25 protein-coding genes, 1 tRNA gene and 1 riboswitch are annotated in these 24,422 nt (G+C 62.4%); of the genes, 20 read left to right on the top strand and 6 right to left on the bottom strand.

What is annotated here, in order from left to right; all coding sequences use genetic code 11:
- Positions 1-132: 132 nt before the first annotated feature.
- The 4 genes from AADA04_RS14490 (at position 133) to hisC (ending at position 6,115) form a co-directional block, all read left to right on the top strand.
- Complete coding sequence (locus AADA04_RS14490; protein ID WP_340693990.1) at positions 133-2,217, top strand: amidohydrolase family protein; 2,085 nt, start codon at positions 133-135, stop codon at positions 2,215-2,217.
- Positions 2,218-2,516: 299 nt separating this feature from the next.
- Complete coding sequence (locus AADA04_RS14485) at positions 2,517-4,112, top strand: hypothetical protein (RefSeq protein ID WP_340693989.1); 1,596 nt, start codon at positions 2,517-2,519, stop codon at positions 4,110-4,112.
- A 23-nt stretch (positions 4,113-4,135) separates the two neighbouring features.
- Positions 4,136-4,909, top strand: a complete 774-nt coding sequence (locus AADA04_RS14480) for a hypothetical protein (RefSeq protein ID WP_340693988.1) — start codon at positions 4,136-4,138, stop codon at positions 4,907-4,909.
- Between the two features lie 114 nt (positions 4,910-5,023).
- Entirely contained in the window at positions 5,024-6,115 is a 1,092-nt protein-coding gene (gene hisC / locus AADA04_RS14475) for a histidinol-phosphate transaminase (protein ID WP_340693987.1), read from the top strand.
- Here the strand turns inward: hisC and panC are convergent.
- Complete coding sequence (gene panC / locus AADA04_RS14470; protein ID WP_340693986.1) at positions 6,099-6,977, bottom strand: pantoate--beta-alanine ligase; 879 nt, start codon at positions 6,975-6,977, stop codon at positions 6,099-6,101. The genes hisC and panC overlap by 17 nt on opposite strands.
- A gap of 145 nt (positions 6,978-7,122) precedes the next feature.
- Between panC and AADA04_RS14465 the strand changes: the two genes are divergently transcribed.
- Both AADA04_RS14465 and AADA04_RS14460 read left to right on the top strand, forming a co-directional pair.
- Positions 7,123-7,509, top strand: coding sequence for a hypothetical protein (locus tag AADA04_RS14465; RefSeq protein WP_340693985.1), 387 nt, complete (start codon positions 7,123-7,125; stop codon positions 7,507-7,509).
- 51 nt (positions 7,510-7,560) lie between these two features.
- On the top strand, positions 7,561-8,448 hold the full coding sequence (locus AADA04_RS14460; RefSeq protein WP_340693984.1) for a division plane positioning ATPase MipZ: 888 nt from the start codon (positions 7,561-7,563) through the stop codon (positions 8,446-8,448).
- Here the strand turns inward: AADA04_RS14460 and AADA04_RS14455 are convergent.
- On the bottom strand, positions 8,445-9,299 hold the full coding sequence (locus AADA04_RS14455; protein WP_340693983.1) for an SDR family NAD(P)-dependent oxidoreductase: 855 nt from the start codon (positions 9,297-9,299) through the stop codon (positions 8,445-8,447). The genes AADA04_RS14460 and AADA04_RS14455 overlap by 4 nt on opposite strands.
- Before the next feature lie 107 nt (positions 9,300-9,406).
- Between AADA04_RS14455 and tgt the strand changes: the two genes are divergently transcribed.
- A complete protein-coding gene (gene tgt / locus AADA04_RS14450; protein WP_340693982.1) occupies positions 9,407-10,552 on the top strand; it encodes a tRNA guanosine(34) transglycosylase Tgt in 1,146 nt (381 codons plus the stop codon).
- Here the strand turns inward: tgt and AADA04_RS14445 are convergent.
- A complete protein-coding gene (locus AADA04_RS14445; RefSeq protein WP_340693981.1) occupies positions 10,455-11,198 on the bottom strand; it encodes a hypothetical protein in 744 nt (247 codons plus the stop codon). The genes tgt and AADA04_RS14445 overlap by 98 nt on opposite strands.
- A gap of 97 nt (positions 11,199-11,295) precedes the next feature.
- Here AADA04_RS14445 and AADA04_RS14440 point away from each other — a divergent pair.
- The 5 genes from AADA04_RS14440 to folK all read left to right on the top strand — a co-directional run bounded on the left by AADA04_RS14440 (position 11,296) and on the right by folK (position 13,672).
- Positions 11,296-11,371, top strand: a tRNA-Lys gene (locus AADA04_RS14440).
- A 111-nt stretch (positions 11,372-11,482) separates the two neighbouring features.
- A complete protein-coding gene (locus tag AADA04_RS14435) occupies positions 11,483-11,869 on the top strand; it encodes a hypothetical protein (protein ID WP_340693980.1) in 387 nt (128 codons plus the stop codon).
- A gap of 126 nt (positions 11,870-11,995) precedes the next feature.
- Positions 11,996-12,781, top strand: a complete 786-nt coding sequence (gene folP, locus AADA04_RS14430; RefSeq protein ID WP_340693979.1) for a dihydropteroate synthase — start codon at positions 11,996-11,998, stop codon at positions 12,779-12,781.
- Entirely contained in the window at positions 12,778-13,143 is a 366-nt protein-coding gene (gene folB, locus AADA04_RS14425; protein WP_340693978.1) for a dihydroneopterin aldolase, read from the top strand. Before folP ends, folB begins: the two co-directional genes overlap by 4 nt.
- On the top strand, positions 13,136-13,672 hold the full coding sequence (folK, locus tag AADA04_RS14420) for a 2-amino-4-hydroxy-6-hydroxymethyldihydropteridine diphosphokinase (RefSeq protein ID WP_340693977.1): 537 nt from the start codon (positions 13,136-13,138) through the stop codon (positions 13,670-13,672). The genes folB and folK overlap by 8 nt, the downstream gene beginning before the upstream one ends.
- Here folK and AADA04_RS14415 read toward each other — a convergent pair.
- From AADA04_RS14415 to AADA04_RS14405, 3 genes are read right to left on the bottom strand one after another with little or no spacing between them, the layout of a single operon-like run.
- On the bottom strand, positions 13,659-15,077 hold the full coding sequence (locus tag AADA04_RS14415) for an NAD(P)(+) transhydrogenase (Re/Si-specific) subunit beta (protein WP_340693976.1): 1,419 nt from the start codon (positions 15,075-15,077) through the stop codon (positions 13,659-13,661). The two genes, folK and AADA04_RS14415, sit on opposite strands and share 14 nt — an antisense overlap.
- A gap of 4 nt (positions 15,078-15,081) precedes the next feature.
- The gene (locus AADA04_RS14410; RefSeq protein WP_340693975.1) at positions 15,082-15,450 is read right to left on the bottom strand and encodes a proton-translocating transhydrogenase family protein; all 369 of its coding nucleotides are present in this window, start codon (positions 15,448-15,450) and stop codon (positions 15,082-15,084) included.
- Complete coding sequence (locus AADA04_RS14405; protein WP_340693974.1) at positions 15,447-16,577, bottom strand: Re/Si-specific NAD(P)(+) transhydrogenase subunit alpha; 1,131 nt, start codon at positions 16,575-16,577, stop codon at positions 15,447-15,449. The genes AADA04_RS14410 and AADA04_RS14405 overlap by 4 nt, the downstream gene beginning before the upstream one ends.
- A 59-nt stretch (positions 16,578-16,636) precedes the next feature.
- On the opposite strand from AADA04_RS14405, the gene AADA04_RS14400 reads away from it, so the two are divergent.
- The 8 genes from AADA04_RS14400 to AADA04_RS14365 form a co-directional block, all read left to right on the top strand.
- A complete protein-coding gene (locus tag AADA04_RS14400) occupies positions 16,637-17,404 on the top strand; it encodes an SDR family oxidoreductase (protein WP_340693973.1) in 768 nt (255 codons plus the stop codon).
- 27 nt (positions 17,405-17,431) lie between these two features.
- A riboswitch (cobalamin riboswitch) is annotated at positions 17,432-17,617 on the top strand.
- A gap of 103 nt (positions 17,618-17,720) precedes the next feature.
- Entirely contained in the window at positions 17,721-19,583 is a 1,863-nt protein-coding gene (locus AADA04_RS14395; protein WP_340693972.1) for a TonB-dependent receptor, read from the top strand.
- On the top strand, positions 19,580-20,374 hold the full coding sequence (locus tag AADA04_RS14390) for an ABC transporter substrate-binding protein (protein WP_340693971.1): 795 nt from the start codon (positions 19,580-19,582) through the stop codon (positions 20,372-20,374). The genes AADA04_RS14395 and AADA04_RS14390 overlap by 4 nt, the downstream gene beginning before the upstream one ends.
- Positions 20,371-21,354 carry an iron ABC transporter permease gene (locus AADA04_RS14385; protein WP_340693970.1) on the top strand — a complete coding sequence of 328 codons (984 nt, stop codon included), beginning with the start codon at positions 20,371-20,373 and terminating at the stop codon, positions 21,352-21,354. Before AADA04_RS14390 ends, AADA04_RS14385 begins: the two co-directional genes overlap by 4 nt.
- Positions 21,351-22,100 (top strand): ABC transporter ATP-binding protein, encoded by a 750-nt coding sequence (locus tag AADA04_RS14380; RefSeq protein ID WP_340693969.1) that lies wholly within the window; start codon positions 21,351-21,353, stop codon positions 22,098-22,100. Before AADA04_RS14385 ends, AADA04_RS14380 begins: the two co-directional genes overlap by 4 nt.
- An 88-nt stretch (positions 22,101-22,188) precedes the next feature.
- On the top strand, positions 22,189-22,455 hold the full coding sequence (locus AADA04_RS14375; RefSeq protein ID WP_340693968.1) for a hypothetical protein: 267 nt from the start codon (positions 22,189-22,191) through the stop codon (positions 22,453-22,455).
- 78 nt (positions 22,456-22,533) lie between these two features.
- The gene (gene galU, locus AADA04_RS14370) at positions 22,534-23,406 is read left to right on the top strand and encodes a UTP--glucose-1-phosphate uridylyltransferase GalU (RefSeq protein WP_340693967.1); all 873 of its coding nucleotides are present in this window, start codon (positions 22,534-22,536) and stop codon (positions 23,404-23,406) included.
- A 124-nt stretch (positions 23,407-23,530) separates the two neighbouring features.
- On the top strand, positions 23,531-24,422 hold an 892-nt coding region (locus AADA04_RS14365), incomplete at its 3' end, for a threonine/serine dehydratase (RefSeq protein WP_340693966.1).

Raw genomic sequence — 24,422 nt, 5'->3', positions numbered from 1 at the left:
GCACACCCCACCCCCTAGCGCCCTCACAGGCGTCGCAAACTTTTGCCCCGCATTCTGGATTCCTCCGATCATCTGTGCCACCTAGATTGCTGATGGCGCCGCAACGGCGTTCGGCTTTCTGGAGGAAACGCGATGTTCAACCGGCTCACACTGGCGGCGCTGGGAGGCGCCTTCCTGCTCACGGCCTGTACCCATGATGCACCGGTCGAACCGGAGACCCTCGTCGAAGCGCCCGCCGCGCCGCAACCGGTCACCGAAGCCTATACGATCCGCCTGTTTGGCGCCGATATCGGCGAGCTAACCGCCACGACGATCGGCGCCGACATCCAGGTCGACTACGCCTACAGCAATAATGGCCGCGGCCCGACAATGGCCGAGACGATCATCCTCGGCGCAGACGGCCTGCCGACCCATTGGACCATCGATGGCAACACCACGTTCGGCAACAAGGTCGCCGAAACCTTCGCCCTCGATGACGGCACGGCCAGCTGGGTCGACACGACCGGCCCGGGCAGCGAGCCGGCGACCGAGCCGCGCATCTACATCGCCCAGAACGCCTCGCCCTATGCGCTCTCGGTCTATGCCCAGGCCCTGCTCGCCGACGAAGACCACACGCTGCCCGCTTGGCCTGCGGGGGCCCTGCGCCTTGAAGCGCTCGAAGACGTCACCGTCGACGGCGGCCCGGAACCCATTGCCACCACGGCCTACGCCCTGACCGGCGAAAGCCTCGACCCGACCTATTTCCTGATGGACGGCGAAGACGAGCTGTTCGCGCTCGTCACGCCGCGCTTCCTGATCGTCCGCAAGGGCTATGAAGGCGCCGAAGCCCAGCTGACCGCGCTGGCCGTCCGCCTCGCATCGGCCCGTTACGAGGCCATCCAGGCCGCAACCGCCCACACCTTCGACGGCCCGCTCCGCATTGCCGACGTCCGGATTTTCGATCCCGTCAAGAAAGCCCTCACCGGCCCGGTCTCGGTCCGCGTTGAAGGCACTACGATCAAGGCCATCGAAGCCGCCAATGCCAGCCATCCCGACGAAACCGTCATCGACGGCATGGGTGGCACCCTCATTCCCGGCCTCGCGGACATGCACGGCCATGTCGGCCAGGACGATGCCCTGCTCAATATCGCCGCCGGCGTCACGCTGATCCGCGACATGGGCAATGACAATGCCAAACTGGCCGAACTGATCGGCAAGATCGGAGACGGAACGCTCGCCGGTCCCCGCATCGTCCGGAACGGATTCATCGAGGGCAAGAGCCCGTTCAATTCGAATAACGGCATGCTCGTTTCCAGCGAGGAAGAAGCCGTCGCCGCCGTCGACTGGTATGCCGACCAGGGCGACTATTTCCAGGTCAAGATCTACAACTCGATGAACCCGGCCTGGGTGCCCGCCGTCGTCGCCGAAGCGAAGAAACGTGGACTTGGCGTCACCGGCCACGTTCCGGCCTTCACCAATGCCAATGCCATGATCGAGGCCGGCTATGACGAGATGACCCATATCAACCAGGTCATGCTGGGCTGGGTGCTTGAAGAGGGTGAAGACACCCGCACGCTCTTGCGCCTCACCGCCCTGCAGCGCCTGCCCAAGGTCGATCTCGACAGCGAACAGGTCCGGCACACGCTCGATCTCATGGTCGCCAACAATGTCTCCATCGATCCGACCTATGCCATCCATGAAGCCCTGCTCCTGTCACGCAATGGCGAAGTCCAGGCCGGCATGGCGGATTATGTCGATCACATGCCGGTCGGCGTCCAGCGCGATGCCCGTGCGGCCTGGTCGAATATCGAGACCCCGGAAGATGATGCCGCCTATGCTGGCGCCTTCGACCAGATCACGGGCACGCTCAAGCGGATGAAGGATCGCGGCATCCTCATTCTCATGGGCACCGACATGGGCGGGTCTTTCACCCTGCACCGGGAACTGGAGCTCTACCAGAAAGTCGGCTTCACCCCGGCCGAGATCCTCGCCCGCGCGACGCAGGAGGCCGCCGACTATGTGAGGCTTGGCGGTGAAATCGGCTCGATCACGCCCGGCAAGAAGGCCGACTTCTTCCTCGTGCCTGGCAATCCGGTCGAGGACCTGAAGGCGATCAAGACGATCGAACTCGTGGCCAAGGACGGCGTCGTCTACTTCCCGAGCGAGATCTATCCCTATTTCGGCATCGAGCCCTTCACCGAGGTTCCGCAAATCACCTCACCGGCACCGGCTGAATAGGGCCCGCAAGACCGGCCTGTAACTAGTGTTGCGCATAGGCCACGGCCAAAAGCTGCCTGCAGCATTATTAAATTCTTAGTGGCCGCAGCTGCTCCCAATAGGGCGGCTGCGGCCATCTCTGTTAACTCAGGCGCTTGAATAGTCTTGGGAAATTAACCCCGCCCCCCGCGGCAACAGGGGCGGCGTTAACCAACATTACCTATCTGCAAGAAGTGGCGGGCTTTCACGCTCTGTTTACGCGTCCGGCGCATTGTCAGCGAAGGTTAATACCAAGCCGTCCGTTGTTAAGAGGTAATACAATGCTGAAGAAAACTGTGCGCTGGGGTGCAGACGTTGGATGCCAGTCGAAAATCAAGCCACTGGAAACCACAGCAGAACTGTCGGATTTCGGCCTGAAGGGAAAGCTGGCCCAGGGCGAACTCGGCTTCAATCGCACGCTGACCAAGCGCGACGCCAAGAATGATGCGGCTGACGCAATTCCGGCCTCGGATGCGATCACGCAGGACCAGTGGAGCGAACGCGAGCAGCAGATCGCCGAGCGCGCCGAAACCGTGCGCCGTGGCTTGACCACCTGGCTCAGCACGACCGCCGCCAGCGTCCGCAATTTCCTTCACGGTTGTACGCCGGTCGACATCTATCCTGACCAGTTGCGCGAAGCGATCAAGTCGGAAGAAAACGAATACCGCCATCACGAGATGGATGACCGGTCAGAGGCAAAAGAGAGCCATGACGCCGCCATCACCGAATTGCAGACATTCCGCGCGCGCCATGGTGACCGGATCGGCGACCGGACGCCCGACATCAAGAAGAATGTCGAGCAGACCGTCGCGATCCTCGTCTTCATCATGTTGCTCGAAGGCGGCTTCAATGCGCTCCTGTTCAAGGATGCCCAGTCGTCCGGCCTGATGGGCGGCCTGATGATCGCCTTCGCTGTCAGCGCAGTGAACGTCTGTATAGCGGTCGTCACCGGCTTCTTCGGCATTCGCTACGCGTTCAATCACCCGAACATCGCCGCCCGCGTCTGCGGCGGGGCGATCATGGCGCTCGGCCTGTTGAGCGGCCTGTTCCTGAACTTCTTTGTCGCGCATTTCCGTGATGCCGTGGAGACCGGCCTGATCGCCGCGACTGCGGCTGGTACGATGGGCGAATTCTCCATGTTCGACATATCGCCCGCGTCGGTGATGTCCGGCATGTTCCCGAACATCATTGGCCTCGATAGCTTCATCGCCATGGGCCTCCTGTTCATGGGCCTCACCGTGTTCGGTCTCGCCGTCTATGAAGGCTATGACCGCATTTCCGACAGCTATCCCGGCTATGGCCGCGTCTGGCGCAAGGAACGCAAGGCCTATGAGCGCCGCCAGCAGGTGCGCAATGGCGTGCGCGATGACCTGTCGGACTATTTCACCCAGTGCCGCATGTGGTTCGAGACCCAGCTCTCGCGCCATGCGGCTGCCAAGCGTGAAATCGAGAAATCCATGAACGAGCTGGAATCGCGCCGCGACATCGCTGTTGCCATCGCGGCCAAGGCGGCTGACCAGGAGCGTTCGCTCAAGGTCGCCTACCGCCAGGCGCACCGCCGCCATCGCAACCAGTTGCGCGACAAGCTTGGCGAGCAGGCGGCATGCCCGGCCTATTTCGACGAGATCGTCACGCCGCAACTGCCGCCTTTCGATTACACGAAAGAGCGTGACCAGGCGAACGCGGCGATCAAGGCGATCGACCAGAATCTCAAGGCTCTCAACATGAGCCGTGAATGGCTGGAGACACATATCCAGCAGGTCCAGAAGGGCCTCTCGAGCATCGAGAAAAAAGTGGGCGAAGAAGTCGAGAAGGTTCGTGACGGCAAGTCTGCCGGCAAGGCCTTCGTTTCCGTGGACGAAGCGCGCCGCGCCTGAGGGCGGGGCCAGGAGAATAGACGATGGCAAGAAGACGAGAAAAAGGACCGTGGTTCTGGCGCGGCATGATCGGCCTGATGCTGTCAGGCGTGTTCGGACTGTTTGCGCTGGTCGCCTTCAATATCCCGCCAAGCGTGATGGCCGAAACCAGCTGTCGCATGGACCGCAAGGACCCGGCGCATACGGTCATCCTGCTTGACCAGTCCGATCCGTTCAATCCGAACGATCTCGACTGGGTGCATGAGTTCGTCGACAATGAAGCCCGGGCCCTGCCAAAATACGGGCGCCTCACGGTGATGACGCCGAATGCAGCCAGCCCCTATGATCCGAAGGTCATCTTCGTCAAATGCTCGCCCGGCAGCGTTGCTGACGCCAACCCGATCACGCAGAATCCGAAAATGATCGAACAGGCTTGGCAGTCCGACTTCTACAAGCCGCTGATCGCCGAGATCGAAACCGCGCTCCAGGACACCCGCCAGCCAAGCTCGCCCCTGTTCGAGGCGCTCTACACGATCGCTGACCGGGCCGACTTCCAGTCGACCAATGAGAACCGCCGCGTCGTTGTCGTGTCCGACCTGATGCAGCATTCGGACGGCTTCTCCTTCTACAAGGTCGGCGCCGACTATGACGCCTATCTCGGCTCGAAACTCGGCCAGACCAAGCCGCACATGGACAAGGTCCAGGTCGTCGCGCGCATCGTTCCGCGCCAGATATACGACCTGCCGCTGGCCGATGTGAAAGCGTTCTGGCGCGCCTATTTTACAGAGGCCGGGGCCGACTACGGTTCGGTGAACTGAGCGTTCCACTCTCCCGTTTTGATACAGGCCGCCCCCGCAAGGCGGCCTGTTTTCATTGGGACCGCGGTAAAGAACGGGATTTCCCGGCAGCCTGCTTTGGTGTAACCGCCGGTCATGACTGACATTCGCCCGCTTCCGCACATCCTGAAGACCAAACCCTATGTCCCCGGCGGCAAGCTCGCCGGCGCCAAGGGGCCGGTCGTGATGCTGGCCTCGAACGAAAACCCGTTCGGGCCCAACCCGCTGGCCATCGAAGCGATGCGCGAGGCGGCGGCCAGTGTGCACGTCTATCCCGATCCGACCTATGGCGCGCTGCGCGAAGCCATCGCGGCTGCTGCGGGCATCAAGGATCCGAACCGGATCGCCGTCTCGTCCGGCTCTGATGAGATTATCCACCTGCTGACGCAATGCTATGCCGGGCTGGGCGATGAAATCCTGCAGACCGAGCATGCCTTTTCCATGTACGCTGTCTCGGCAACGGCGCACGGCGCGGCCTGCATCTCGGTGCCCGAAACAGACCTGACGGCGGGTGCCAATGCGATTCTGGGCGGCGTATCCGAACGCACCAGAATCCTGTTCCTCGCCAATCCCAACAACCCGACCGGCACAATGATGCCGGTTGAGGCGCTGGCGCAATTGCAGGACGCCCTGCCGCCTCATGTCTTGTTCGTGATTGATGGCGCTTATGCCGAATATGTCGGCCCGGACTATGAGGCGGCGATCCGCGATCTCGTCGACCGGCGCCCCAACACGGTGATGATGCGAACCTTCTCGAAGATCCACGGCCTCGCGGCGGCCCGCCTTGGCTGGGCCTACCTGCCACAGGAGATTGCAGAAACCTTCCAGCGCATTCGAGGCCCGTTCAACGTCAACAGCCTCGCCGTGGCCGCCGGCATTGCCAGCATCAGCGACCCGGCCTTCATCGCCATGAGCCGCGAGCACAACTCGCTCTGGCGCGCGAAGATGATTGATGCCCTCAACGCGATGGGCCTGACGACGCCGGTCTCGCACGCCAATTTCGTGATCCCCGATTTCGGCTCGGCTGAGCGCGCGGCGGACGCCCATGCCTTCCTGAAGGATCGTGACATCCTCGTGCGCGCCGTTGGCGGTTACGGCCTGCCGACGCGCCTGCGGATCAGCGTCGGGTCGGCGGACGACAATGAAGCCGTCCTCGCCGCCCTGAAGGATTTCACCGCGTCGCGCTGATATTGTCGATCAGGCGCGTCTTGCCGATCCAGGCCGCGCCGAGCAGACGCGCAACCGTACCCGGGGCCAGCGGCGCGTCGGGCAAGTCGATCAGCGTGTCCGGATCGACAAGGCTGACATAGTCGAGCTGGCGGAATCCCGATGCCATGACCAGCGCGCGCGCCTCGTCCAGCGCCACGGAGGGCATCGTGCCAATCGACAGTCGCACTGCAGCGCGATGCAAGGCCGCCTGGAGCGCGGCCGCAGCGATTCGCTCCTCAGGCGTCAGGTAGAGATTGCGGGATGACTGGGCGAGTCCGTCGGCGTCCCGGGTTGTCTCGCCGCCGAGAATGTCCACAGGAAAGCCGAGATCGCGCACCATCCGGCGGATGATCTGCAGCTGCTGGTAATCCTTCTCGCCGAACACGGCGACGTCGGGCTGAACATGCAGGAACAGGCGGGCGACGACCGTCGCGACGCCGTAGAAAAAGTGGGGGCGGTAGCCCCCGTCGAGCAGGTCCGACATGCCTTCGACTCGCACGTTCGTGGTGTTGCCGGGCGGATACATCTCTTCAACAGATGGCAAATACACTAAATCGCAGCCGACCGATGCGAGCTTCGCAATGTCCGCATCGGTGTCGCGCGGATAGGTGTCGAAATCCTCTCCCGGGGCAAATTGCGTGGGGTTCACGAAGATGCTCGCGACGGTCTTTGAAGTCTTTTCCCGTGCTTTTTCAACGAGTGACAGGTGGCCTGCATGCAGGGCGCCCATTGTCGGCACGAATCCGACTGTCTCGCCTGCCTGCTTCCATGTCCGGATATGCTGTCCCAACTGGGCGCGCGTGCTCACAACCGTGACCGGTTTACCTGTACTCGAATTCACTTTGAAAAGGCCCCGACTGGCTATGAAGTAAACGTGTTGTTAACCCAAACAGGGGATTTTCCAAGACATGACACACCGCATCCTTGCTCCGATTAAGTCTTTCGCGCTTTCTGCAGCCCTTCGTCTGGCTGCTGGCAGGTCCAGAATGCTTGAAGCTTCGGCCCCGGAGCCGCGAATCCGATCAATTGACCCGGACCATATGTCCGACGAGTGGATGTTCGACCGCCGCGAAACGCCTGTTTCGGCAGAGGCTTATGTCTTCTCCCGCGAGATGTCGCGCGTTTCGGGTGCCCTCAGCGGATTGCGGTCACTGCTCACACAGATTTCGACGCACGCACCCGTGCTGGACCTGATGCCCGAAGGCGTGCCGTTCGGTGCAATGGTCGCGGATGCGATGCTCTTCGAAGGCGAGCCGATGGCAGCAAGTTATGGCCCGGCTCCGATGGAAGATGCTGACCTGTTCGAAGAACAGCCAGCCTTCATGCCTGCTCTTGTCCGCCGCGGCGGCGAAGCAGTTTCGCGCGTCGCCTGAGGATTCGTTCCTTGCCGTTTCAACCGCTGAGATCGTGTGGAGTCGCCCAACATGCCCGCTGATGGATTCGCCCCGGTAAGTCAGGTGGGTGTCCCGGACATGTCAGTGCAGCAACGCGATGCGCGGGTGATTGTCGTTGGCAACGAAAAGGGCGGCGCCGGAAAGTCCACCGTTTCCATGCACCTGTCCGTGGCGCTGATGCGCATGGGCAAGAAAGTTGGCATCGTCGATCTCGACGTGCGCCAGCGTACCCTGACCCGCTATCTCGAAAATCGCCTGCGCTGGATGACATCTACCGGTGCCAAGCTGCCAATGCCGGAAATCATCCGCGTCGATGCCAGTACCGAGCGTGATCTCGACAAGGCGGAAGCCGAAGAAACCCAGCGTTTCCTGACCAGTCTCGCGCGCCTGAAAAAGGCCTGTGATTTCGTTCTGGTCGATGCGCCCGGCGGTGACACATTCCTGTCGCGCCTCGCGCATGTCAGCGCTGACAGCCTGATCACGCCGCTGAATGACAGTTTCGTCGATTTCGACCTGTTGGGCGACGTGAACCCGCAGACACTCGAAGTGATCCGGCCCAGCTTCTATTCGGAAATGGTCTGGTCGTGCCGCAAGAAGAAGGCCCAGGCGAGCCGCCGTCCGATCGACTGGATCGTGATGCGCAATCGCATGTCGCCGCTGGCGGCCAAGAACAAGGAACGCGTCGGCGAAGCGCTCGAGAACCTGTCCAAGCGCATCGGCTTCCGCCTTGCGCCGGGCCTCTCCGAGCGTGTGATCTATCGCGAACTCTTTCCCGCCGGCCTGACCCTGCTCGACCTGACCGAGAAGGGCTCCAACGTGTCCTTCACGATGAGCCATGTGGCCGCGCGCCAGGAAATGCGCGACCTCCTGATCGTCCTGCAATTGCCGGAACTGATTGGCGCTGAAATTGAGTTCTAGTGCCGGGGTGTCCGGTCCCGGATCCTGTCAAAACCTGCCTTGATCGCTGCGAAACGTTCGTCGACGCCCGCCTCAAACATCGTGTCGGTGAGGATGTAAGGCCAGTCTTCCTCAATGGCTTCGCGCACCAGTTCACCAACATAGAGCGGATCGATGCCCTTGTTGATGAGATCGGCCGCCATCTTGGCAAACTCCGACTCGGACGCCTGCGCTGCTGCTGCGTCGACATCGATCTGGCTCGCAAACCGTCCCGGCAGGTTGCGTCCCGATTCCATGATTTTCGTGCGGATGAAGCCCGGACAAAGCACCGACACGCCGATTCCGCGTGGGGCCAGTTCCTGACGCAGGCCTTCTGACAAGGCCACGACCCCATATTTCGTGACATTATAGGCGGGTGCGACCGCGGCGACGAGGCCAGCCATCGAGGCTGTCGAAACGATCTGGCCGCCTTCACCGTGCGATTCGATCAGCGGGCCGAAAATTTCGAACCCCCAGACGACCGACATCAGGTTGACACCGATGGTCCAGTCCCACGCGGCATCGTTCCACTGACCATAGCCGCCTGCGCCCCCGACGCCGGCATTGTTGACGAGGATGTGGACCTTGCCGAAGCGTTCGATGGTCGCGTCAGCTGCGGCCTGCAATTGGTCCTTCAGCGAGACGTCGGCGATGACGCCTTCGACGTCGGCATTGGTCAGCCTGAGGTCGCTGATCGCCTTGTCGAGCGCGTCCTTCTCGATGTCTGCCATCATCACTTTGACGCCCGCTTGCGCCAGGGCGGTCGCGATACCCAGGCCGATGCCTGATGCTGCGCCCGTTACGAATGCCGTCTTGCCAGCCAGATCTTTCATTTCCGTCCCTCGTTTTCTTTCAGCATGCGCTGTGCGCGCAGTCGCTTCAAGCCGTGACGCATCGGAAGCCTAGGCATGATGCGGCGCAACGCTTATAGGCCTCGCGCATGGCGACATTCCCTTTCAAGATCAAAGCGACCGAAGGTGCGGCCCGCACCGGCACGCTGACCACGCCGCGCGGCGAGATACGCACGCCGGCCTTCATGCCCGTGGGCACGGCTGGCACGGTGAAGGCCCTCTACATGGACCAGGTGAAGGCGGCAGGGGCAGATATCATCCTCGGCAATACATATCACCTGATGCTGCGGCCGGGCGCAGAGCGCGTGAAACGCCTCGGCGGGCTCCACAAATTCTCGGGCTGGAGCGGCCCTATGCTGACCGATAGCGGCGGCTTCCAGGTCTGGAGCCTTGCCCAGCTGCGCAAGATGGACGCCGATGGCGTGACCTTCCAAAGCCATATCGACGGCTCGACGCACCGCCTGACGCCGGCGCGAAGCATCGAGATACAGGCTGACCTCCTTGGCGCCGACATTTCCATGCAGCTGGACGAATGCACCAATTTCCCCTGCACCCATGCCGAAGCCGAGCGAAGCCTGACCTTGTCGCTCGACTGGGGCCAGCGCTCGCTAGATGCGTTCGGCGACCGGGAGACGCAAACCTTGTTCGGCATCGTCCAGGGCTCCAACTTCGCTGATCTGCGCGAACAGTCGGCCAAGGGCGTCGTGGGGCAAGGCTTCGGCGGTATCGCGCTTGGCGGCCTCGCTGTGGGCGAGGGGCACGAGCAGATGTGCGCCACGATCGACATGACGGTTCCGCACCTGCCTGATGCCCTGCCGCGCTATGTGATGGGTGTCGGCAAGCCGATTGATCTTGTGGAGAGCGTCGCGCGGGGCATCGACATGTTCGACTGCGTGCTGCCAACCCGGTCAGGCCGCCACGGACAGGCCTGGACCTGGGCCGGGCCGGTCAATGTGAAGAATGCGCAATTCGCCGAGGACCTGTCGCCGATTGACGACGCTGTGGATTGCCCGGCCAGCCGCGACTATTCGCGGGCGTATTACCATCACCTGTTCAAGGCGGGAGAGTATCTGGGACCGATGCTGCTCAGCTGGCACAACACCGCCTTCTTCCAGGCGCTGATGGCGGAAATTCGCCTCAGTATTCAGGAGGGACGGTTTGAAGCCCTTCGCTCTCGACTGTCGACGGCATGGGCTGGGACAAAGTCGTCGCCGAAGGCGGAGACAGCCGGATAGGCTCGGGAAGGGGCTGAGGCGCGTCGCCCTTGAACAGGATGTCGTCATTTCCGAAGGGTATTGCGAGGAAATCCGGTCGGGCAGGGGGCGGGCAGCCTTTGGCGAGACCGTATCCCTTCAGATAGGCGCGTTGCTGGGCGCCGATCTTGAACGCCTTGTTGTATTTCTTTTCATGGCTTTCGGCGCCCGTTGCCTTGCGGATCAGGCCTCGGAACGGGATGAAGCCTCGGGCTTCGGACGCCAGCATGTCCAGCGTCGCTTCGGCGGCCGAATCGGCCAGGATCTCGGTACGCAGGCGTTCGTCAGGATTGGGCGTGTCCCAGTCGGGCCCCAGGACGCGGTCGAGCTTCGCAAGCTGGGCTTCGACCTCTTCGCATGACAGGACGGGAGACAGGTCATAGGGGCTCTCGATGGCTTCGAGGAGGGGCGGAATCTCCGTGCGACGCAGGTTGAAGTCCTCAAGCGGCGACAGCGCGGCGTTCGGCAGGCCCTCGCGAGTCTGTTCCACGGCGCTCCCGGCCGCTGTCCCGACATTATCGCGCAGGGAGGGATCACCCGGGTTGTTGGTCGGCTGTGGTGTCGTCGGGTTACTGGCGCAGGCTGCAAGCGCGAGCATGGCGCCAAGGCAAAGGATTTTCATGTTCATGAACCTAGCGTGATGCGAAAAATATGGCGACATCAAGCCAGCCTGTGCAGGTAGCGGTTGACCCGGGAAGCGCCGTTGCCTAAATGGCGCGTTCGGCGTGCCCATAGCTCAGCTGGTAGAGCAACTGACTTTTAATCAGTAGGTCGCAGGTTCGAACCCTGCTGGGCACACCATTCTCCCTTATTTTGAAGCCGCAAGCTGCCGCGTCCTGGCAGGACCGGCTTTGCACGCCATGGAACGTGCATCGGGCTGCGACGTTGGCTCTCCACACACAGGAGACGAATATGCCACATGAAAAAGCCGACCAGGACCCGCAACGCGAACAGGACCTCAGCGAGCAGCGCGGTTATGGCGAGACGCCGGGACGCGAGGATGAAACCGCCGAGGCGGGTTTCCGTCGGGGCGAGGCGAAAGACATGGGCGACGACCATGGCGTGATGCGCGATGACGGTCAGCCGCGCCCGGCGGGGAACGGCGGCGTGCACATCGACGATCGGCGCCATCCCGTCATAAGCTCCGATGATGATCGCGCGCCAAACGCAGCCGACACGCTGAACGCCGACAAGGGCGAACGCGACGCGACCCCGGGGGCCATCAAGCCATCCCCCGATATGGAAGCACTCGAAGACGCCTATTCGCAAAACGATCCGGGCGTTGAGACCAAACGCTAGATTGGCGAGAGCGTATTGCCTGTCGCAAATGCCAGACTATAAGCAGGATAGGGCAGGCTGAAGACCAAACACATGTTCTCACATCGCGTAAAACGCACAGATATGCGGGATGATATCCTGGCTCGCGTGAGCACGCGGACCCTGTTGATGGGTATCCTCAATGTGACGCCTGATTCATTTTCTGATGGTGGTGACTACTTCGATTCCGAATCGGCCCTGATTCAGGCCGATGCCATGATCGCGGACGGCGCCGACATTATTGATGTTGGAGGCGAATCGACACGCCCCGGCGCGCGGCCCGTGAGCGCGGAAGACGAGGCGGAGCGTGTGCTCTCCGTGATCCCGGCGCTTTGCGCAGACGGCAAGCGTGTGGTCTCGGTTGATACATACAAGGCCGATGTCGCCTATGCGGCAGCAGACGCCGGCGCCGTCATCATCAACGATATCTGGGGCATGACCCGCGATCCATTGATGGCCGCTGCTGTCGCCCAAACGCAGAGCGCAGTGGTTGTGACCTATAATCGCGGAACGGCTGATGCAGGCCTCAATCTGGTCGATGATATGCGTGCCTTCTTTGCTGAGGCCTTCGCCAGCGGAGCAGCAGCAGGGATTCCACGTGAGCATATGATACTCGATCCGGGAATCGGCTTCGCCAAGACATGGGAACAAAATTTCGGCGTGCTGGCCCGCCTGGATGTTCTGCATGACTTTGGCGCGCCCGTGCTGGTTGGCGTGTCGCGCAAGTCGTTCATCGGCAAGCTGTTGGACCGAGAGGTCGGAGACCGGTTGACCGGATCGCTTGCCGCAGCCCTTGCCAGCGTCCAGAGAGGGGCCTCAATCCTGCGGGTCCACGATGTGGCCGCCCATGCGGATGCATTGAAAATATGGACAGCGATTGGCGAGGCAGGATGACAGACCGGATTTTCGTTTCAAACCTGCACATACATGGCCATCACGGCGTCATGGATGCGGAGAAGTCGCTTGGCCAAAGGTTCATGGTCGACATCGACTGTGCCGTAGCGCGACCAGAGGATGCCGCTGACCGGATGAGCGATACCGTGCATTATGGCGAACTGTGTGATCTCGCCACGGAATTGTCCGCAGCGACTGTGTTCAACCTGATCGAAACGCTGGCGCACAAACTGGCCGAGGCGATTCTCAAACAGTTCCCGCTGGTGCAGACTGTTACCATCACCGTGCGCAAGCCATCGGCGCCGATCAAGTATGCCGTCGACCATGTTGGCGTGACGGTCACGCGCAGCCGCGATGGCTGAGGTCGCAATCAGTCTCGGCTCTAACATGGGAGACCGGGCCGCTTATCTCGTCGCAGCGCTGCAGATGATTGACGCCCGGCCCGATTGCTCACTCGTTTCCGTATCGTCGGTGTATCGGACGCAGCCATGGGGCAAGACCGATCAGGGCGAGTTCCTGAACCTCTGCGCGATCATCGATACCGGCCTTGCGCCGGTGGCCCTACTGGATGTCGTCAAGGGTATTGAGCGGACGCTGGGGCGCACGGACGGGGAGCGCTGGGGGCCGCGAGAGATCGATATCGACCTGCTGGTCATCGCGGACGTGACGCGCGAGAGCGAAACGCTGACGCTGCCACATCCGCGCATGGCCGAGCGCCTGTTCGTGCTGGCGCCGCTGGCCGAGATCGCGCCTGGGCTTGTCGTGGCGGGACTACGTGTGGACGCGCTGGCGGCGGCCCTGAAAACGAAAGCGGGCGCTGGCGACTGCACAATCGATGCAGAGGCCAGCGCCCGTATCCGTTCCGGTCTGTCGCCGATCAGAGGTTCTTGACGATATCCTCGACCATCTTCTTGGCATCTGCGAGCAGCATCATTGTGTTGTCGCGGAAGAAGAGTTCGTTCTGGATGCCGGCATAACCTGAGCCCATCGAACGCTTGATGAAGAGCACCGTGCCGGCATTTTCCACGTCGAGGACAGGCATGCCGTAGATCGGCGACGTCTTGTCGGTCTTGGCGGCCGGGTTGGTGACGTCGTTCGCGCCGATGACGAAGGCGACATCAGCCGTGCTGAATTCCGAGTTGATGTCTTCCAGTTCGAAGACCTCGTCATAGGGCACCTGCGCTTCAGCGAGGAGAACGTTCATGTGACCCGGCATCCGGCCCGCAACGGGGTGGATGGCATATTTCACTTCGACGCCTTCTTCCTTCAGCTTGTCCGCCATTTCCTTCAGGGCGTGCTGGGCCTGCGCCACCGCCATGCCATAGCCCGGCACGATGATGACCTTGGAGGCGTTCTTCATGATGAAGGCTGCGTCCTCGGCCGAGCCGCGCTTGAACGGACGGTCGACCTGTACGCCGCCCGCTGCAGCGGCCGCATCGTCACCGCCGAAGCCGCCGAGGATGACCGAGATGAAACTCCGGTTCATGCCCTTGCACATGATGTAGGAGAGGATTGCACCCGACGAACCGACAAGCGCGCCGGTGATGATCAGGGCGAAATTGCCGAGCGTGAAGCCGAGCGCCGCTGCGGCCCAGCCGGAATAGGAGGTCAGCATCGCCACGACGACGGGCATGTCGGCGCCGCCGATCGGGATGATCAGCGTGATGCCAAGGATCAGGGCCAGCACGGTCAGGGTAATGAAGGCCCAGTGCGCATGGCCATGGCTGGCCATCAGGACGCCGACAAGCACGATAATGCCGAGAAGGAGGGCAGAGTTGAGCACGTGCCGGCCGGGCAGCATGATCGGCGCGCCGCCCATATTGCCATTGAGCTTGGCGAAGGCGATCAGCGAGCCCGTGAAGGTGAGCGCGCCGATGGCCGAGCCGAGCGACAGTTCGATCAGGGATGCGACATGGATGCCTTCAGCGTCGGCAATGCCGAAGCCCGAGGGAGCATATAGCGCAGCTGCGGCCACAAGCACGGCGGCAAGGCCGACCAAGCTGTGGAAGGCAGCGACAAGCTGCGGCATGGACGTCATTGCGATACGCTTGGCGATCACGGCACCAATGGTGCCGCCGATGGCAACACCACCGAGGATGATGCCCCATGTGACCGGGTCGAGCTGGTTCCAGAGCAGGGCAATGGTTGTGCCGACGGCAATCGCCATGCCGATCATGCCATTCCGATTGCCCTTGCGGCTGGAGGCCGGGCTGGACAGGCCGCGAAGGGCGAGGATGAAGAGTACGCCGGCAACGAGATAGAGGGCTGGCGCCCAGGTGGAGTGGAAACTGTCCATAAGACTACTCCCCCTTCTTTTTATACATGGCGAGCATGCGTTGGGTGACGAGGAAGCCGCCGAATATGTTGACGCTGGCGAGCATGACGGCGACGCCGCCGAGGATCTTGGCCGTCCAGTTGTCAGCGGTCAGCCCGGCAGCGGCTGCTGCGACGAGCGCGCCGACGATGATGACCGACGAGATCGCGTTGGTCACGGCCATCAGGGGCGTATGCAGTGCGGGTGTCACGCTCCAGACCACGTAATAGCCGATGAAACAGGCCAGAACGAAGATCGCGGCGAGGAAGATGGTCGGGTTGACGCCGCCGGACTCTGCAAAGGCAGGTGCGGCGAGTAGGAACGCCGTTGCGGCGAGGCTGCTGAGGCGTTTCATGATTTCACCCTGTCATTCACGGTTTCGCCATTGCGCGTCAGCAACATGGCGGTGACGATTTCGTCATCGGTTTCGAGGTTGAGCGCGCCGTCTTCGGCGGTCACCAGCGGCAGGAAAGCGAACAGGTTCTTGGAATAGAGCGAACTCGAATCAGCTGGCAGGCGGGCTGGCAGGTTTGAGAAACCCGCGATCTTCACACCGCCGACTTCGACGATCTCGTCGGCCTTCGACAGCGGGCAGTTCCCGCCTTGGGCCACGGCCATGTCGATGATGACCGAACCGGGTTTCATGGTTTTTACCATCGCCTCGGTCACGAGAACCGGGGCGGCCCGGCCGGGAATCAGGGCCGTGGTGATGACGATGTCCTGCTTGGTAATATGGGATGCCGTCAGTTCGGCCTGTTTGGCCTGGTATTCAGGCGACATCTGCTTAGCGTATCCGCCAGCGGTTTCAGCTGCCTTGAACTCTTCATCCTCGACCGCGATGAACTTGGCGCCAAGCGAGGCGACCTGTTCCTTGGCGGCAGGACGTACGTCCGTCGCCGTCACGACCCCGCCGAGGCGGCGGGCGGTCGCGATGGCCTGGAGGCCGGCAACGCCGACGCCCATGATGAATACTTTGGCCGGGGCCACGGTGCCTGCGGCGGTCATCATCATCGGCATGGCCCGGCCATAGATATGGGCGCCTTCGATCATGGAGCGGTAGCCAGCGAGGTTGGATTGAGAGGACAGGGCGTCCATCGACTGCGCGCGCGAGATGCGCGGGGTGAATTCCATCGACATGGCCGCGATTTTTTTCGCGTTGAGCGCATCGAGCAGACCGGGCTCCAGCGCGAACGGGTCCATTAGGGCGAGCAGGGCCGCGCCGTCCGGCAAGGCCGCAACTTCGGCGACCTCCGGCCCGCGCACCTTGAACACCACATCGGCGCCCTTGGCGGCGTCGGCGGCACTACTGCCAATCGTCGCTCCTTCGGCCTTGTAGGCCTCATCCATAAAGCCTGCCACAACCCCTGCACCCGTCTCGACGGTTACAGAATGTCCCAGACCAACCAATTTCTTGACGGTCTCCGGTGTTGCAGCCACACGGGTCTCACCGGAGCGTCGCTCCCTCAGCACTGATATTTTCATGAGGCTGAAATAGAGGCAAAATATTGCGCGACGCAACATGAAATTTGGAGATCGAAGGCATGGGTATGTTTAGTTTGGCTAATCGAACGGCGCTGGTTACCGGAGCGTCGAGCGGTCTGGGGCGCCATTTTGCGGGCGTCCTGGCCGAGGCAGGCGCCCATGTCGTCCTGGCCGCGCGGCGGATGGATCGCCTTGAATCGGTTGCAGCAGAGATTGAAAAGCGGGGCGGCAAGGCGCTGCCGGTCGAAATGGATGTGACGAGCGAGGAAAGTGTCACCGGGGGATTCGCGGAGATCGCCGAGGCGCTTGGCCGCCCGTGTGACGTCATCGTCAACAATTCCGGCATGTCTCGCGAAGGCTGGTTCACGAAAATGGCCGAAGATGACTGGAATGCCGTGATCGACACCAATCTCACCGGCGTCTGGCGCGTCGCCAAGCATGGCGCCAATGCGATGACGGCGGCGAAAGTGCCCGGTTCGATTATCAATATCGCATCGATCACCGGCCTGCGCCCACAGATGATGACAACCGCCTATTCGGTTTCCAAAGCAGGTGTTGACCACATGACGCGCCAGATGGCGCTGGAGATGGCGCGTTTTGGCGTTCGCGTGAACGCGATCGCGCCGGGCTATTTCAAGACAGAAATCAATGATGAGTTCCTCGAGTCCGACGAGGGCCAGAAAATGATTCGCCGGATTGCCCAGCGGCGAATCGGCGACCTGACCGAACTGTCTGGCCCGCTCCTTCTGCTCGCCTCCGATGCCGGCAGCTTCATGACCGGATCCACGATCGTGGTCGATGGCGGACACTTGCTGCACCCGCTTTGATCTTGCCTTCCGCAAATCGGCAGACTAAAGCCACGTCACGCAAAAGGTGCCTGCTTAATCGCAGGTGAAAAGGGAAGCCGGTTAAAATCCGGCGCTGTGCCCGCAACTGTAAGCGGATAGGACTCGGCCACTAAGCCACTGGGGCAACCCGGGAAGGCGGTCTTTTCCATCGATCCGCAAGTCAGGAGACCTGCCTCTTGCCGTCGTTTGCCCTGGTCCGGGTTCAGGCCAATGGCAGCGGAGGCTAATACTCCGTCTACGCGACACTTTTGGTGTAACGCCCGGCCAGTGCGCCGGGACAAACGGAGTGTGAGCGATGCTCAAACAATACCTTCTGGCCGGCGCAGCTGTGCTTGCTGTTTCCAGTGCCGCATGGGCGCAGGAAACGAACCTGAATCTTGAAACCATTTCAGTCGTGGGCCTCAGGCCCGAACCGACAGACGATGTCACAGCCAGCGTCAGCGTCCTGACGGCTGATGACTTGTCTATCCGTCGGTCGCCCAATGTCGCCGACCAGCTGCGCGCCGTGCCGGGCGTTGCCATATCGCGGTCTGGCGGCGTCGGTGCGCTCAGCCAGGTGCGCCTGCGCGGGGCCGAGGCGAATCACACGCTCGTATTGCTCGACGGGATTGAAGTGTCCGACCCGGTCAACGGCGAAACCGATTTCGGCTTGCTGACAGGCATTGGCGCGACGCGTGTTGAAGTGCTGCGCGGTGAGGCCTCGTCAATCTATGGCTCCGATGCCATTGGCGGTGTCGTGTCCCTGTCGACTGAAGCGGCAGAAGGCGTGCAGGCCTTCGGTGAAGTCGGCACGCAGGATACAGCCCGTGCCAGCGCTACCTATGCCGGCCAGACTGGCGGCCTGCGTTTTGGCGCCGGGCTTTCAGGCTTCACAACGGGCGGCGTCGATGTGGCCGGGCAGGACGGCGAAGACGATGGCTCGGATGCTTTCTCCGGCATTGCGCGGGCCGCGCTGGACCTCAACGCGGACTGGACCCTGTCCGGTCTCGCCATTGCCCGCCGCTCGACGGCGGATCTCGACTCCGACACGGACTATGATGGCCTGCTCGACAATACAGACCAGGAAACCGAAGCCGACCAGTACCTGGTCGGCGCTTCGCTCGCCGGTGTGACGGGGCAGGTGGATCATATCTTCCGCGCCAGCTTCAACGAAGTTGCCCGCGAGAACACGACTGATGGCGCCAAGACGGACGAATCGACCGGCGAACGCCTGAAAGCGTCATGGAGCCCTTCTATCACTTTCGGCAACCAGGAACTGATCGGTCTCGTGGACTATGAGAAGGAAGACTATGATCGCACGGATGTCGTCTATGGCGGCTTCACCAATGCCTCGGAAACGTTCGAAAGCGTTGGCGTTGCAGCGGAATACCGGGTTGCCCTCGGCGCACTCGATCTCACCGCCTCCGGTCGGTTCGACGACAATGATGGCCGGTTCGACGATGCAACGACATGGCGCGTCGGTGCAGGCTACGGCTTCGACGCCGTGAATGGCCGGGCGCGGGCCTCGGTCGGCACGGGCGTAAAGAACCCAACGTTCACGGAACTGTTTGGCTTCTTCCCCGGCAGCTTCATCGGTAATCCGGACCTCGAGCCCGAACAGTCGACAAGCTGGGAAATTGGCTGGGACCAGCAGGTTGGTCCGACGGTTTTGTCAGCAACCTACTTCGAGGCCGATCTCGAAGACGAAATCTACACAGCCTTTGACGTCAACTTTAATTCAACGGCCCTCAATCGGGCCGGCAAATCCAAGCGCAGTGGTGTCGAACTGTCAGGCCGTTGGGATGCCACCAGCGCATTGTCGATCGCAGGCCAGGCAACCTTCCTGCAAAGTGAGAGCGACGATGGTAGCGACGAGATCCGCGTACCGGACTCGACGGCGTCGCTGTCGGTCGACTGGCAGCCGGATGCGGATGGCCTGCGCCTCGGCGCGGCACTCGATTATGTTGGTGAGCAGGACGACTTCGACTTCGGAAGTTTCCCGTCGCGGCGGGTGACGCTGGACGCTTACACGCTGTTCTCGGCCAGCCTCGAATTTCCACTGAGCGAGCGGATGGCGTTGACGCTTCGGGGTGAAAACCTGTTCGATGAAACGGCGACAGACGTGTACGGCTATGAAACGCCGGGCGCGGCGGCCTTCATAGGACTGAAACTGCGATGATGCGTTGGGCGCTCCTCTTCCTGCTTGTGGCTGCCCCGATGGCATCAGCAGACGAGGTGCGCCCGACTGTCGTCTCTCTCGACTATTGCGCGGACCAGTTTGTGCTTGGCCTGGCCGACCGTGAACAGGTCCGCGCGCTTTCGAAAGATGCCGAGCGCCCATTCAGTTTCCTGCGTGAGCGGGCCGTTGGCCTGCCTCGGGTGCGTGCGTTGGCCGAAGACGTGATTGCACTCCAGCCTGACATCGTCGTCCGGAGCTGGGGCGGCGATGCCCGGGCGCTGAAGTTCTATGAGCGCATGGGAATTCGGACAGTTCAGATCGGCTATGCGTCCGACATGGACGGCGCCGCGCGCGTGACGCGTGAGGTGGCTGCCGCGCTTGGACAAACGGATCGTGGCGAAGCACTTGTCGCCGCCATGCCGCATGCCGCGCCACCGACTGGCCGCAGTGCACTCTATGTAACGCCCGGAGGCGTGACTGCAGGCAAGGGCACAATGGTCGATGCGATCATGCACAGGGCTGGCCTCGAAAATGCCGCGACCGGGACGGGCTGGTATTCGTTACCGCTGGAATCGCTCGTGATGCATCCGCCCGGGCTCGCGCTGACGGCCTTTTTCGGGTTTGATGACTATGCCTTCGACCAGTGGAGCGTATCGCGCCATCCGGCGCTTGCCTACGCGCTCAAGGATGCTGACTTGGTGGCCATGACCGAAAGCCGACTGACATGCCCGGCCTGGTTCGTGGCGGATGAGGCGCAGGACGTCGCCGCCGCGCTGGAAGCCGCGCAATGAAGCATCTCTCGCTGATCCTGGCGCTTGCCTGCCTTTTCCTGTTCGCACTCTCCGCCCTTGTCGGTAGCGCTGATCTCGGTCTTGAGGTCACACTGTCCGCCCTGATGGGGCAGGGCACTGAGGCCGCCCGCATCATCGTCTGGGAAATCCGAATGCCGCGTGCCGTGGCTGCGTTTGGAGTTGGCGCGGCGCTTGGCCTGTCCGGCGCTGGCTTGCAGGGCTTGCTCCAGAACCCCCTTGCCGGGCCCGGTGTGCTCGGTGTGTCCGCCTTCGCTTCGCTCGGCGCAGTGATCGCCATCTATTTCGGGCTGGCGGCCGCAGGCAGCTTCGCCGTGCCGCTGGCGGCAATTATCTTCTCCGCCATTGCCGTGGCGCTACTCCTCTTCGCGTCCGGGCGCGGGGCAAGCACGGTGACACTGCTGCTGGTCGGGATTGGCCTTTCCAGCCTTGCCGGCGCGCTGACCTCGCTGGCGCTGAACCTCGCGCCCAATCCTTACAGCCTGTCCGACCTGATAAACTGGATGCTGGGATCGGTCGCGAACAGGTCGTGGATGGATGTTGGCATTGCCCTGCCAGCCTGGGCGCTTGGTGCGGTGGCCGTGATCATGGCGGGGCCCTCACTCCGGGCCCTGTCCCTTGGAGAAGAGACAGCTGCATCGCTCGGCGCGAACCCCGCCCGGACACGGCTGCTGATCATCATCGGTACGTCGCTGCTCGCCGGAGCCAGCGTGGCCGTGGCGGGCACGATTGGATTTGTCGGCATGGTTGCGCCGCATATCGTGCGCCCGCTCGTGAAGCATGATCCGCAGCTCGTGCTGCTCCCTTCGGCGCTGGTGGCCGGTGCCATGCTGCTCGGCGCAGATGTGCTGATACGCGTCCTGCCGTTTGCTCAGGAACTGAAGCTCGGTGTGGCAGCCGCCTTGTTCGGCGCGCCGGTCTTCATCTGGATTGCGGCCCGGCTGGGGGGAAGCGCCCGATGATAAATGTATCCGGCATCAATGTTGATCTCGGCGGCCGGCCGGTTCTGGCAGAAGTATCGCTCAGCGTAGCGCCACGTGAATTCATCGGTCTTGTCGGCCCGAACGGCGCTGGCAAGAGCACGTTGTTGCGCGTCATCGCGGGCCTGCTCGCGCCACATTCCGGCAAGGTCGCTTTCGGTGATGCGGACATTGCCTCGCTGACCCATCGCGAGCGGGCCTTGCTGGTCGCCTGGTTGCCCCAGGTGCGCCCCGTCGCGTGGAACCTGATGGCCGAGGATCTTGTCGCCCTCGGCCGATTCGTTACCAGCCCGTCGCCCTATGACCGGTGCGGTCCAGCTGACCGCGCGGCCATCGACGATGCGCTTGAGCGGGCAGGTGCCACACCTTACCGCCACCGTCCTGTGCATACGCTGTCGGGCGGCGAGCAGGCCCGGCTCCACCTTGCCCGCACCCTTGCCACCCCCTCACGCGCCCTCCTGCTGGACGAACCCGGCGCTGCGCTGGACATCGCCCACCGCCTCAGCCTGATGCAGGTCCTGCAGGATGAATGTGCCGCCGGACGCGCCGTCGTCGCAGCCGTGCACGACCTCGATCTGGCGTCGCGGTTCTGCAGCCGAATTATCGTTCTGGATCAGGGGCGTATTGTTGCCGATGGCGCGCCGGACACGGCCCTGGACGCGGCCTGCCTGGCCCGTGTATTCGCGGTGCGCCGCAATGCGAAGGGCGTATTTGAACCCGCCGGGTGAGTCTGTTCGCAACCATTTTGCCGCTGCCCGTTAGGCAAAACTTAGGGCCTCTCTGCCATAGATCGCGGGGAAATGACCGGAGAGTCGAATGGCCGCACAGCCTGTACATCATCAGTCGCCGCAGGAAGCGCAACGGCCGGAAGCGAACGCCCCGTCCGGCGCGTCGGGCGTTAAGGCGGTCGAGCAGCATGACTCCCCGCAGCATGTCGCATCGCCTGCGCATGCGCTTCAGGCCCGCCTTGCAGCGGAACTGACCAGGCCCAGACGCATGTCGCTGCGCAGGATCATGTCGACCCTGCTCGTCCTCAGCCTGTCGACCTGGCTTGCCGGATTTATCCTCTACGCCGCGCTCTGATCGAGGCTTCCCCTCTGGCCTTGGCGTCCATTTCGGGCGATAGGGTCGCGCAAATGCAATATGAAACAGGAGCCGCCCATGCGCGTCAGGAAAGCAGTTTTGCCGGTTGCAGGCATGGGCACACGGGTTCTGCCCGCGACCAAGACCATCCCGAAGGAAATGCTGCCCGTCGTTGATCGGCCTGCCATCCAATATGTCGTTGATGAGGCGCTGGAAGCGGGAATCGAGCACATCGTTTTTGTGACCGGACGCAACAAGGGCGCCATCGAAGACTATTTCGATATTTCGTATGAGCTCGAAGCCTCGCTCAAGGCCAAGGGCAAGAGTGTAATCCTCGAGCAGGTGCAGCAGACCGTTCTGCCTGCCGGCGCCGCGAGCTTCGTGCGCCAGCAGTCGCCGCTCGGCCTCGGCCACGCCATCTGGTGCGCGCGCGACATCATCGGCAACGAGCCCTTCGCCGTCCTGCTGCCCGACGTGATCGTCAAGAGTACGCCGTCCTGCCTCGCCCAGATGGTCAAGGCTTATGACGAAGTCGGCGGCAATATCGTCGCCGTCGATCCCGTGCCGATGGAGCGTGTGTCCTCCTATGGTGTGATTGCACCGAAATCGCGCAATGGTCGCCTGATCGAAATGTCCGGCATGGTCGAGAAGCCACCAATGGAATCGGCGCCGTCGAACCTGAAAATCACCGGTCGCTACATTCTGCAGCCGGAAATCTTTGGCCTTCTGGCCGACCAGGCTGCTGGAGCAGGCGGCGAGATCCAACTGACCGACGCGATGGTGCGCCAGATGGAAACGCAGGATTATTACGCCTACGAATTCGAAGGCCGCGAGTATGATTGCGGGTCAAAGCTCGGTTATTTCGAAGCGGTTCTGGCCCATGCCATCGACAATGAAGAGACCGCCGAAGGTGCTCGGGAACTGATCCGGAAGATGGCCGCCACCCTTTAGCGGCCGCCTGCTGGACGGCGGGCAAACGGTCGTTCTGCGGCAAATACTTTATGACCAATCATAACCCGAACTTGATCTCTCTTTGGGTTTGAAGACGGCTGCGTGACCAGCTAGGGCTATGGCGATGAGCCCAGACCTTTGCCTTCCGACTTTTGAGGATGTCCTCGCCGCTGAACAGCGCGTCGCGGGCGTCGCGCGTGAAACACTTGTACTGACGCATCCCGCGCTCGATGCAGCAGCTGGCGCAGAGGTTCTGGTCAAGGCCGAATGCCTGCAGGTAACCGGCAGCTTCAAGATTCGCGGCGCGATGAACCGGTTGTCTCAAATTCCCGAAGCCGGGCGCAAGGCAGGCGTGGTGGCCTTCTCCTCCGGCAACCATGCGCAGGGCGTCGCGCGCGCCGCGCGGCTTCTGGGCATGCCGGCCCTGATCGTGATGCCGTCCGATGCGCCGCAGGTAAAGGTGGACGGTGTGCTGGCCGATGGTGGCGAGCTGCACCTCTATGATCGCAACACCGAAAGCCGTGAGGCAATCTCACAGGAACTCGCCGCAGCGCGGGACGCCATCGTGGTGCCCAGCTTTGACGACTTTGACATCATTGCCGGACAGGGGACGCTCGGCCTTGAATTCGCGCGCCAGGCTGCGGCCATGGGCGCGCCACTGGATCACCTTGTGTGCTGCGCCGGCGGTGGCGGCCTGATCACCGGCGTGGCGCTCGCGTTCGAGGGCGTTTCGGGTGACACGAAAATCTGGGCGGCGGAACCGGAAGGCCATGACGACTGGGCGCGCTCACTGGCGGCGGGAGACGTGATCGCCAACGCGCCGGGTACACGCTCATTCTGCGATGCGATCCTGACGCCTGCGCCGGGTGAACTGACCTTCCCGCTAGGCCAACGCCTGCTGTCGGGCGGTCTGGTCGTGCGCGATGCGGAGGTGCGCGCTGCCATGCGGTTTGGATTCCGCTACCTGAAAATCGTGGCGGAGCCGGGCGGCGCGGCGGCGCTTGCAGCGGTGTTGC

Origin of the sequence: Hyphomonas sp., from assembly GCF_037969335.1 — a bacterium.
GTDB lineage: Bacteria > Pseudomonadota > Alphaproteobacteria > Caulobacterales > Hyphomonadaceae > Hyphomonas.
The sequence above is the reverse complement of the archived record's forward strand: the minus strand, read 5'-3'. Positions and strand labels throughout refer to the sequence as shown.

Bases quoted from the DNA above. Each gene is read 5' to 3' on its own strand.
- AADA04_RS14480 (WP_340693988.1), top strand. From the start codon at position 4,136: ATGGCAAGAAGACGAGAAAAAGGACCGTGGTTCTGGCGCGGCATGATC.
- AADA04_RS14485 (WP_340693989.1), top strand. From the start codon at position 2,517: ATGCTGAAGAAAACTGTGCGCTGGGGTGCAGACGTTGGATGCCAGTCG.
- AADA04_RS14415 (WP_340693976.1), bottom strand. From the start codon at position 15,077: ATGGACAGTTTCCACTCCACCTGGGCGCCAGCCCTCTATCTCGTTGCC.
- AADA04_RS14395 (WP_340693972.1), top strand. From the start codon at position 17,721: ATGCTCAAACAATACCTTCTGGCCGGCGCAGCTGTGCTTGCTGTTTCC.
- AADA04_RS14460 (WP_340693984.1), top strand. From the start codon at position 7,561: ATGCCCGCTGATGGATTCGCCCCGGTAAGTCAGGTGGGTGTCCCGGAC.
- AADA04_RS14445 (WP_340693981.1), bottom strand. From the start codon at position 11,198: ATGAACATGAAAATCCTTTGCCTTGGCGCCATGCTCGCGCTTGCAGCC.
- AADA04_RS14435 (WP_340693980.1), top strand. From the start codon at position 11,483: ATGCCACATGAAAAAGCCGACCAGGACCCGCAACGCGAACAGGACCTC.
- AADA04_RS14390 (WP_340693971.1), top strand. From the start codon at position 19,580: ATGATGCGTTGGGCGCTCCTCTTCCTGCTTGTGGCTGCCCCGATGGCA.
- AADA04_RS14400 (WP_340693973.1), top strand. From the start codon at position 16,637: ATGGGTATGTTTAGTTTGGCTAATCGAACGGCGCTGGTTACCGGAGCG.
- AADA04_RS14410 (WP_340693975.1), bottom strand. From the start codon at position 15,450: ATGAAACGCCTCAGCAGCCTCGCCGCAACGGCGTTCCTACTCGCCGCA.
- AADA04_RS14380 (WP_340693969.1), top strand. From the start codon at position 21,351: ATGATAAATGTATCCGGCATCAATGTTGATCTCGGCGGCCGGCCGGTT.
- folB (WP_340693978.1), top strand. From the start codon at position 12,778: ATGACAGACCGGATTTTCGTTTCAAACCTGCACATACATGGCCATCAC.
- galU (WP_340693967.1), top strand. From the start codon at position 22,534: ATGCGCGTCAGGAAAGCAGTTTTGCCGGTTGCAGGCATGGGCACACGG.
- AADA04_RS14385 (WP_340693970.1), top strand. From the start codon at position 20,371: ATGAAGCATCTCTCGCTGATCCTGGCGCTTGCCTGCCTTTTCCTGTTC.
- AADA04_RS14455 (WP_340693983.1), bottom strand. From the start codon at position 9,299: ATGAAAGATCTGGCTGGCAAGACGGCATTCGTAACGGGCGCAGCATCA.
- folK (WP_340693977.1), top strand. From the start codon at position 13,136: ATGGCTGAGGTCGCAATCAGTCTCGGCTCTAACATGGGAGACCGGGCC.
- tgt (WP_340693982.1), top strand. From the start codon at position 9,407: ATGGCGACATTCCCTTTCAAGATCAAAGCGACCGAAGGTGCGGCCCGC.
- AADA04_RS14375 (WP_340693968.1), top strand. From the start codon at position 22,189: ATGGCCGCACAGCCTGTACATCATCAGTCGCCGCAGGAAGCGCAACGG.
- hisC (WP_340693987.1), top strand. From the start codon at position 5,024: ATGACTGACATTCGCCCGCTTCCGCACATCCTGAAGACCAAACCCTAT.
- AADA04_RS14465 (WP_340693985.1), top strand. From the start codon at position 7,123: ATGCTTGAAGCTTCGGCCCCGGAGCCGCGAATCCGATCAATTGACCCG.
- AADA04_RS14405 (WP_340693974.1), bottom strand. From the start codon at position 16,577: ATGAAAATATCAGTGCTGAGGGAGCGACGCTCCGGTGAGACCCGTGTG.
- AADA04_RS14490 (WP_340693990.1), top strand. From the start codon at position 133: ATGTTCAACCGGCTCACACTGGCGGCGCTGGGAGGCGCCTTCCTGCTC.